The 10201-nt window shown below is 35.5% G+C and carries 6 protein-coding genes and 1 pseudogene; all 7 read left to right on the forward strand.

Annotated features, from left to right (window positions below):
• Window positions 1–83 precede the first annotated feature (83 nt).
• Window positions 84–980 carry a bifunctional 5,10-methylenetetrahydrofolate dehydrogenase/5,10-methenyltetrahydrofolate cyclohydrolase gene (locus Q0L29_RS10590; RefSeq protein ID WP_296621514.1) on the forward strand — a complete coding sequence of 299 codons (897 nt, stop codon included), beginning with the start codon at window positions 84–86 and terminating at the stop codon, window positions 978–980.
• The gene (locus Q0L29_RS10595) at window positions 961–1584 is read left to right on the forward strand and encodes a 7-carboxy-7-deazaguanine synthase QueE (RefSeq protein ID WP_296621516.1); all 624 of its coding nucleotides are present in this window, start codon (window positions 961–963) and stop codon (window positions 1582–1584) included. The genes Q0L29_RS10590 and Q0L29_RS10595 overlap by 20 nt, the downstream gene beginning before the upstream one ends.
• A 46-nt stretch (window positions 1585–1630) precedes the next feature.
• Window positions 1631–3487 (forward strand): OmpA family protein, encoded by a 1857-nt coding sequence (locus tag Q0L29_RS10600; protein ID WP_296621518.1) that lies wholly within the window; start codon window positions 1631–1633, stop codon window positions 3485–3487.
• 227 nt (window positions 3488–3714) lie between these two features.
• Window positions 3715–6732 (forward strand): SusC/RagA family TonB-linked outer membrane protein, encoded by a 3018-nt coding sequence (locus tag Q0L29_RS10605; protein ID WP_296621520.1) that lies wholly within the window; start codon window positions 3715–3717, stop codon window positions 6730–6732.
• A gap of 18 nt (window positions 6733–6750) precedes the next feature.
• Complete coding sequence (locus Q0L29_RS10610) at window positions 6751–8208, forward strand: RagB/SusD family nutrient uptake outer membrane protein (protein WP_296621522.1); 1458 nt, start codon at window positions 6751–6753, stop codon at window positions 8206–8208.
• A gap of 16 nt (window positions 8209–8224) precedes the next feature.
• Window positions 8225–8998 (forward strand): hypothetical protein, encoded by a 774-nt coding sequence (locus Q0L29_RS10615; RefSeq protein ID WP_296621523.1) that lies wholly within the window; start codon window positions 8225–8227, stop codon window positions 8996–8998.
• 363 nt (window positions 8999–9361) lie between these two features.
• A pseudogene (locus Q0L29_RS10620) lies at window positions 9362–10201 on the forward strand (phosphatidic acid phosphatase); the annotation flags it as partial.

Below are 10201 nucleotides of genomic sequence, written 5' to 3' on the forward strand. Positions count from 1 at the left end.
GCGAATTTCTGTCTATGTTAAAGTCATATAAATATAGACAGTATTATGAAAGCAATAAGTAAACACAATACAAGCAGAATACCATGGCTATTTTATTAGACGGGAAGAAGATTTCTTCTCAAATAAAAGAAGAATTAAAAGCAAAAGTTGAAGAGTTAAAGAAAGAAGGTAGTAAAGTGCCCCATCTTTCAGCAATTTTAGTGGGGACAGATGGCGCCAGCCAAACCTATGTGGAGGCAAAGGTTAAAGATTGTCAAGAAATAGGTTTTGAATCTTCAAAATTACTATTTGATGATTCAATTTCCGAAGCTGAACTTTTACAAGAAGTAGACAAATTGAATAATGATGAAAGGGTTGACGGTTTCATCGTGCAGTTGCCGCTGCCTAAGCACATTAATGTAGATAAAGTCCTTAATGCTATCAAGCCTGAGAAAGATGTAGATGGTTTTCATCCCATGAATTATGGAAGAATGGCAACTAATTTACCAGCTTACATTCCAGCAACCCCTTTTGGTGTGATGGAATTATTGAAGCGCTATGAAATCCCAACCAAAGGAAAGCATTGCGTGGTAGTTGGAAGAAGCCGTATTGTGGGCTCGCCTGTTTCTATATTAATGGGAAGTGATAATTATCCGGGAGACGCAACAGTTACTTTAACGCACAGATACACAATAGATCTAGCCAAATATACTAAGCAAGCAGATATTTTGATAGTAGCTGTTGGAAAGCCAGGTTTAATTACTGCCGACATGGTGAAGAATGATGTAGTCGTGATAGATGTAGGAACCACTAGAGTCCCAGACGCAACTAAAAAATCAGGATTTGCCTTAAAGGGAGATGTTTTATTTGATGAGGTTTCTAAGAAAGCTACACATATTACGCCTGTGCCCGGTGGAGTCGGACCTATGACCAGAGCCGGATTATTGATGAATACATGGTTAGCTGCACAAAAAGAAATTTATGGAAAAGAACTCGTTTGATCCAAGCGTTGAGCTCCCTTTGATGGAAGCTTTTTATACTATACAGGGAGAAGGAAGTCATAGTGGAAAAGCTGCTTATTTCATTCGTTTAGGCGGTTGTGATGTGGGCTGTGTTTGGTGTGATGTGAAAGATTCCTGGGATGCAGATAAATGGCCACTTACCAAAATAGATGATATTGTTGATGATGCTTATCAATACGAATCTCGTTTAGCGGTGATTACAGGCGGTGAACCTTTTATGTATGATATGCATGGGTTGACCAAACGATTGTTACAAAAAGGATTTCATGTAAATGTAGAAACTTCAGGTGCCCATCCATTTAGTGGTATGGTGGATTGGATTTGCCTTTCACCTAAGAAATTTAAGGAGCCTTTGGAACAGTGGTATAATAGAGCTGATGAATTAAAAATCATCATCTTTAATAAATCAGATTTTAAATGGGCTGAAGAACATGCTGAAAAAGTAAGTTCTGATTGTAAGTTACTCATTCAACCTGAATGGAGTAAGCGTGATGAAATGATGCCTTTGATTGTAGATTATGTAAAAGAAAACCCACAATGGAGTATTTCTTTGCAGACACATAAATATTTGCAAATCCCTTAATACTTAAATTCCTTTTGAAATTCTCCCTTATCAGCTAAATTGGGATATGAATTTCAAAATAACACCACTCTTTTTAATTATAATGTTTTCCAGCCTGACTTTAATCGGTCAGGATTATAAATGGAGAACAGAAAGACTAGTCGAAAAATCCAAAGAAGCACTTTACCAGAGAAATTGGGATGCAGCTGTTCAATATATGGATGATGCCATAGCAATTGAACCTGATAACCATCTCCTTTATTTAGAGAAAGCCTCCTTGTTTTTTGGCATAAATGATTTAAATAAAGTGGTTACGGCATTGGAGAAAGCGTTCTCAATAGAAGAAAAATGGCCTGCCAATTACACAGATTATTATTTCATTTTAGGGAAAGAGTTTTTTGACCGTGGTAAATATGCACTAGCTAAAAAGCCACTTGAGATTTATCAGCAGAAAGGTTATAAAGAAGATTACCTTAAAATGGCTGAAATAATATCACAGTCTATTGATTATGCTGTAGAAGAACTTGAAAAGCAAGCTGCCGATAAAGAAGAGATCAAATCGATAGAATCAGAAAAAATATTTCGAAGCATTTATTTCCCTTTTTTTACGCTTTACCCATCCGAATTTTTGTATTTCACTGGACAAAGAACGGGTAGTTTGGCAGAAGGGATTTACCGGGCAAAATTATCAGGTAATCAATTTCAAAATGTGGAGGAAGTACCTGTTATCAATACAAAGGAAAATGAAGGGGCTGCTGCAATTTCTGCAGATGGAAGAGTAATGGTTTATACGAGTTGTAATAAAAGAGATGGTTTTGGAAGTTGTGATTTATATATTTCCTATTATGAAGGAGATGAATGGCAAAAGCCGGAAAATTTAGGTGCAAAAATCAATTCAAGTGCCTGGGAGTCTCAACCTTTTCTTTCCTCAGATGGTCGATTTTTATTATTTAGCTCCAATAGAAAAGGAGGTTTTGGTAAAAGAGATCTTTATTATTCCATAAAGGTAAACGGGGAATGGACTTCAGCTACTAACCTAGGTCCTGAGGTAAATACTTTTGCTGATGAAATATCTCCTTTTCTCACTTTATCAAATGATGAATTATTTTTTAGTTCTAATGGAAGAATAGGGATGGGAGGATTTGATATCTATAAAATTAGCTGGCCTATATATAAAGGAGTGGTTAAAAATATTGGTTTACCTATTAATACTTTTAGCAATGAGCTTTCCTATCATCAAAAATTTAGTGGAGAAAAATATTGGGCAAGAGAAATTCAATCAGAAGCCAAATATCCTCCGGCTAAAATTTTCTATATAGATGCAGATGAAAAGAGTGTAATTAACTTGGTTTTTGGTAGTGTTGTAAATGCCAATGATAGTTTCAGGTTAAAAGCAAAAATCCAGATTTACGATTTGGCAATAGACAGCCTTGTTCAGGAAACTTACAGTAATTCAATAGATGGAGATTATAAAGTAGTTATTCCTCGTCAGTCAGATTATGCTTTTTATGTGGATGCGCCTGGATATTTATTCCATTCGAAGCGGTTGGAAGTAACTGAAAGTAAAACAGAATTAAATTTTGCTTTAAAGCCTATTCAAAAAGATGAAACTGTAGTACTTAATAACATCTATTTTGACTTTGACAGTTACGAATTGTCAGAGAAATCGAGCAATGAAATTAATAAGATAGCTGATTTTCTCATTCAAAATCCCGAAGTAAAAATTGAAATTGGGGGTTATACAGACGAAGTCGGTTCTGCTGCTTATAATAAAGAACTTTCCAAAAAAAGAGCTGATGCAGTTTATGAAAAATTAATACAAAAAGGCGGTGTTAATAAAGATAATATTAAGGTGGTTGGCTATGGTGCAAGAGAACTACCTTCAGGAGAATATAAGAAAATGGTACTATTTAAAGTCATTTAGATGTAAATTATTATATGAATAATTATATTTTACCTAAATATCTAATTTAATTATTGGTTAATATTGGAAAAAAAGGCTTTGTATCTATAATAGATCACTTTTTAAGTGAAAACATATCTAATATTTGGGTTATTTTTTTTTTATAAAATATATATTTTGTTAGGTATTTTTATTGATAGTTATGTACATTTGGTTTTAATATATTGTTAACCTAAACTAAAATAAGTATGAAGAAGATTCTACTAACATGTTTCATGTTGGTGTTCGTGTTTCACGCATGGGCACAGGATCGCACCGTAAGTGGTAGAGTAACTGACGCTGATACAGGCGAAGGTTTACCCGGTGTGAACGTTTTATTAAAAGGTACAGGCACAGGTATGACCACCGATCTGGATGGGAATTACAAAATATCTGTTCCTTCCGAAGGAGGTACTTTGGTATTTTCATTTATTGGAATGCAAAGTCAAGAAGTATCGATTGGTTCACGATCAGTTATTGATGTTGCAATGGTTTCCGATGTAGCTCAATTGAGCGAAGTTGTAGTAACAGGATCAGCTCCTGGTATAACTACAAAAACATTAGGTTATTCTATTGGTCAAGTTGATGGTGATTTAATTCAAAATGCACCGGGTATTGACCCAGCTCAGGCACTACAAGGAAAAGTTGCTGGTGTTAAAATTGTACAAGCGGGTTCTCCAGGTTCAAATGCTGGTATACGTCTTAGAGGTACAACTTCATTGTTTGAAGGACAACAACCCCTTATTATTGTAGATGGGATGATTATAGATGGTGGGCTAAGTACCATCAACTCTGAAGATATTGCTTCAGTTCAAGTACTAAAGTCAGCTTCTGCTGCTGCACTTTATGGATCTAGAGCAGCTAATGGTGCTATTGTTATTAAAACTAACAGGGGGTCATCCATGAAAGTAGGAGATTCCAAAATTGTTGTAAGAAGTGAAGTTGGACAAAACTTTTTACCTGGTAGAATTCCTTTAGCCGAAACTCATCACTATGAGATTGATCCTGAAACAGGAGCTCCTCCAATTGGTGGTCAAGTACCTAGAGAAGACGGTTTGTCTGTAACGCCATATCCAAATCCAGTTGATTATCAGGATATTTTGTTTCAAGAGAACCTGTTCACCACAAATTTCATGTCCATGACAGGTAATTCTGAAAATATGAATTATATGGTTTCAGGTCAATATTTAGATCAACCTGGGATTATAAGGGATACGAAAGGTCAGCAAAGATTTAACTTTAAGGCTAATCTGGATTTTGATATTTCTGACAAGGTGAAAGTAACTACTAGCAATTTTTACAGTAGAAGTACTATAGATCAGGCTCCTGTTACTCCGTTTTTTGATATCCTTACTTTAAGACCAGATAGAGATTTATTTGAAGAGGTTCCTAACCCAAACAATCCAGCTGAGGATGTAATCAATGCAAAGCCGGATAGTTCACAGCAAATGGTTAACCCTGTTTACTCTTTACAGAACAGATATAGTACTCGTGAAAGAGATAGATATATCGGAAGTATCGGAATTGATTATAAGCCATTTGAATGGATGACTATAGAAGGTTTCTTTGGTTTAGATAAGGATAATATTGTTGATGAAACTGTAGTGCCTTTCGGCTACCTTGCGGATGATGTAGCATTTAACCGTATAAATGTAGGGGGTATGACTTACGATAGTTATGAAACTTTACAAACCAACGTTAGAGGTAATATCCTGATGGCAAAAGAATTTGGTGATCTTTCATTAAATGGTCGACTTGGATACTGGTGGGATGTAAATCGTTACAACAGTCATGGTGTGACTGGAGATGGATTTACTTTCGGTGGTACGCCAACTTTATCTAACATTTCTGATCCTTCTCCAAGAATTAGTCAAACTAGAACAGAAGTTCAAAGTGAGAGTGGCTTTGCTCAAATAGGTACTGTTTGGCAAGATAAAATCTCTTTAGATTTATTAGGAAGGGTAGATGCTGTTTCTTTGTTCGGAGCTGATGCCAGAACTTATTTTAACTACAGAGCAGCCGCTTCATACAGACTTACAGAAGATGTTACTATACCAGGTGTTCAAGAATTGAAAATTAGAGCTTCTCAAGCAACATCAGGTGTGCAGCCTAGATTTAGTGCACAGTATGAGACATATAACGTTTCAGGTGGTACTCCACAGAAAAATACTGTAGGGAACAGTTTATTAAAGCCTGCAACTTCAATTGAAACAGAGGTGGGTATAAATGTTTATTTCCTTGATAGATTTGATTTAGATGTTACTTACGTAAACTCAACTATCGAAGACCAAATTATACCGGTTCCTTTGATTGCAGCTGCTGGATATAATTTCCAATGGCAGAATGCAGGTACTTTAACTTACCAGGGAATTGAATTGTCATTAAATGCAAATATTGTGAAGAATGAAAACTTTACTTGGAATGCAGGTTTAGTATTTGATAAATTCGTTCAGGAAATCACTGATTTACCTATTCCTGAATTCAGAAGAGGTACTGGTATTCAGCAATCTGATGTGTTTTTGATTAAAGAAGGAGAACCTGTAGGAGCTATATATGCAACTAAATGGATGAGATCTTTAGATCAAGTATTGGACGGTGATCCTGAGGCAGATTTATCTGACTACGTTATAAATGACGAAGGTTATGTTGTAAGAGCTAGTGAAATAGGTACTATCAATGAAGTTCCTTTAGCTTATGTGGATGAAGAAGGCAATACAAACCATAAGGTAGGTGATACTAACCCTGATTTCAATTTAGGTATTAATAACACTTTTGTATTGTTCAAGAACTTTAGAATCTATATGCTTTGGGATTGGAAACAAGGTGGAGATATATATAGCCAAACTAACCAATTCTTAACAAGAGATAACAGAGCAGGTTATATTGACCAAAGAGGTAAGGAAAATCCAAAGCCAATTGGTTACTATCAAGCATTCTATAATACTAACAATCCTAGTTCTTATTTTGTATATGATGGAAGCTTCTTGAAATTAAGAGAGTTGTCTGTCAACTATAACGTTCCTGTTAAGAACTTTGGATGGGATTTCATACAAGGAATTCAGATTGGAGTTGTGGGTAGAAACTTATTCACCTTCTCTGATTATCCAGGATATGATCCTGAAGTTGGTCAAGGTGATAATAATGTTGATAGAACTACGTATGCAGTTGATGGATTTAGATATCCTAACTTTAGAACTATCTCAGGTTCATTACAATTAACATTTTAATACTTAAAGTTAAAATTTATGAAACTAAATAGAATATTAACTATACTCTTTGTCAGTGCTTTTATTTATAGCTGTGCTGATTTAGAGATCGAAAACCCAAATGAGCCGAATAGCTCAGATGTGTTAGCTAGTCCGGCTGATTTAGCAGCGCTACCAGCGGGTGGTTTTGCCGATTGGCACTTAGGAAAGTCTCAGGTGAATCCTGGGCCTGCTTTAGCCTGTAATGCAGATGTATTAACTGCCTCTTGGGGTAACTTTGGTATCCGTAATTTTTCATGGCAGCCGCCATTACCAATTGATAATAGTTTGACATCTAATGATGGAGCAACTATTTCAACGGCATGGAATAGATTTAATTCTGCCGTTTCTGTTGGTACTGATATTGAAAATGCATTACTTAATACAGAAGCAGCAATAATAGTGGACGGTGTTGATGTGACTGAAAGATTACGTTCTGTAGCCTATTGGTTACAAGGTGCAGGTGTTGCTCATTTAAGTATGTTATATGACCAAGGCTTTATCGTAACAGCTGAAACTGATTTAGCAACTTTAACAGCTGAGTCATTAGTGGACTATAAAGCGTTAGCTGAATTTGCCGCTACTAGATTGGAAGAAGCTGCAGCTATTGCAGATGCTAATGAGTTTACTGTTCCTGCTGATTATATCAATGGGCTTACCTTGTCAAGTGCTGATTTTGCTAAATTAGCCAGAACTATTGCTGCACAAGCATTGGTGCTGAATGCTAGAACTCCTGAAGAGGTAGCTCAAACAGACTGGGCTAGAGTAAGACAATTAACTGCTAAAGGGATTGATTATGATTTAGCTCCTATTGGAGATGGTAACCTATGGTTTGACGATAATAAGTTAATTGGTGGAGGATCCTTAGCCAATGGTGTAATAGCCAATACCTGGTGTAGAGTGGATATGAAGATGATGAATCTTATCGATCCAAGTTATCCATCAGCCTATCCAGCTGATGCATCTAATCCTGGAAGAGTAACTTCAGATGATGCCAGAGTTGACTCTGATTTCATTTATCGTGATCAAGTTTACTATCCGATTGATAGAGGGATTTACCGATTCTCAAATTATGTCCACAATAGATATAATTCTGATTTTACTGCTTGGACTGGTAAGCCAATTCCAACTCTTTTACAAGCTGAGAATGACTTGATGCATGCTGAAGCTTTAATTAGATCTGGTGGTGATAAAACATTAGCAGCCACTTTAATCAATCGTACAAGAGTAGATAGAGGTGAATTAGATCCACTTACAGGTGGTGAAAGTGATGCTGTTTTATTAGAGGCCGTTAAGTATGAGAAAATGATTGAATTGCTTAATACTTGGGGTGGACGTGAATTAGCAGAAGCTAGAAGATGGGCAGGTTGGATGCGTGATGGTGCATTTAGACAAATGCCAATACCTGCTTCAGAATTAGTATTATTGGATATTCCAATCTATACATTTGGTGGATAATTAACATTAATTTACTATGATGAAAAATATAAAAAATATACTAGCCATATTAGTTTTGGCCGTGATAAGTTTTAGTTGTGTCGATGAAGATACAGTTAATCAGGAAAGACCAGGGACAGACGTAGAACCTAGTTTAAGCGTTGTGGTTCTAAATCAGCAGGGTGAGCCTGTGTCTGGGGCAACGGTAGATTTCTTTGCATCAGCAGAAGATTATGCTCTAGAGCAAAATGCTGTTAAAACTGCAGAAACAAATGCACAAGGTGTTGTTACCCTTCTACCTGGAGATGTTGATTCAGAAAGAGCAGATTATTTCTTTAGTGCCTCTTCTGGGTCTTTGAGGAATTGGTCTTCAAATGTTAACTCTGGCTACCTATATTGGTCAAGTGGAGAAACGGTTATTGAAACAACTTTAGCTCCAGTTTTGCCTGAGTTTCTTGCTATTCTTGGTGATTATAACTTAACGAGTTATACTTATCCTGGTAATGGAAATATTATAGGTTTTGCTCCTGAATGTGAGTTAGATGATGTATTTACTTTTCGTAAGGATGGTCTTGTAATCAGAGCAGAAGGAACTGATGTATGTGCAGAGCCAAGTGAATTTCAAAGCCCTGTTTCAGAAGATGGGTCAGTTTGGAGTAACTGGGCTCTAAATGAAGATGGAACTGAAATTGATATTCGTGATTTAGATCCATTCTACGATGCTGACGCTACGGCAGGATTAGAGGTAGATGCTACAACTGTTACCATTGACTACGGTGGTGGATATGTAGCAACGTTAACTAGAATATAATAATATTTATATATTTGGTTTTTAAAAATGGAGGCATCGCCTCCATTTTTTTTGTCTAATAAACTAAATATTCCTTTTTAGATGTTTTAATAGTTCTAAACTTCAGTTTTGAATCAGGGACTTTTTTATTCATACAATAGTTTTAGCTCAAGTATTTAAAGTTCCTATATGTTTCATTTCAAAATATGTTTATGAGGGTTTCCTAATCTTATTACGTTATTACAGTTTAATCACTTTTCTTTCTGCTAATAATGCCATACTTTTGTAATTAAGTTCTTAGATTAAATTGATGGAGATTTAACTAAGTATACTTTATGGTCATATTGTAGAATCGTCTTTTAATCACCTATTTTTTATTTTTATATGAAAAGTAATAATTTCAATTTCATTTTTATTCTGCTTTTTACATCTTTTATAGTTGCTTCTTGCCAAAGCAAAAAGAATTCAAACATTTCTGATGATTGGAATCATATTGGAGAGTCAAATGATTTTCTTTCTAATGTGATCATTGAAGATATTTTCACTCCGCCAGTTGCAAGTAGGATAATAGTTTATTCCAATCTTGCAGCATATGAAAGCTTAGCAGCTCTGAATGATACCTTGCCTACCTTCAATGGAAAATTGAATGATTTTCAAATAAATATTGAAAAAAGTGATTTGTCAGATGTAAATCCTTCTATTGCTAGCTTCATTGCGTTTCATACAGTTGCAAAAGAATTGGTTTTTAGCAAAGAATTAGTAGCAAAACATCTTGATAGTTTAAAGCAAACTTTTGAGACTAATTTTGATAACAAAGTTATTGAACAAAGTTATAGGTTTGGTGCAAATATTGCCGATCAAATTATTAAATATACAAAAGCTGACGGTTATCATCAAAGAACTGGATTGACAAGGTATTCTTATGATAATGATCCTGGAAAATGGAAGGCAACTCCTCCAGATTACATGGATGGAATTGAACCTAATTGGCAGACGTTAAGGCCATTAGTGCTTGATTCGAATAGTCAGTTTAGACCTCAGCCTCCTACCAAATTTGATTCGACTAAGAACAGTCAGTTTTATCAAGAGGCACTTCAAGTTTATGAAACGCAAAATGGACTAGATGAGGAGCAAGTTGAAATAGCAAAATTTTGGGATTGTAACCCTAACATCAGTTACAGAAAAGGTCATATGATGTTTTATAATCAAAAAATATCTCCCGGT

The sequence above is a fragment of the Marivirga sp. genome, from assembly GCF_024636815.1.
Taxonomy (GTDB): Bacteria; Bacteroidota; Bacteroidia; order Cytophagales; family Cyclobacteriaceae; genus Marivirga.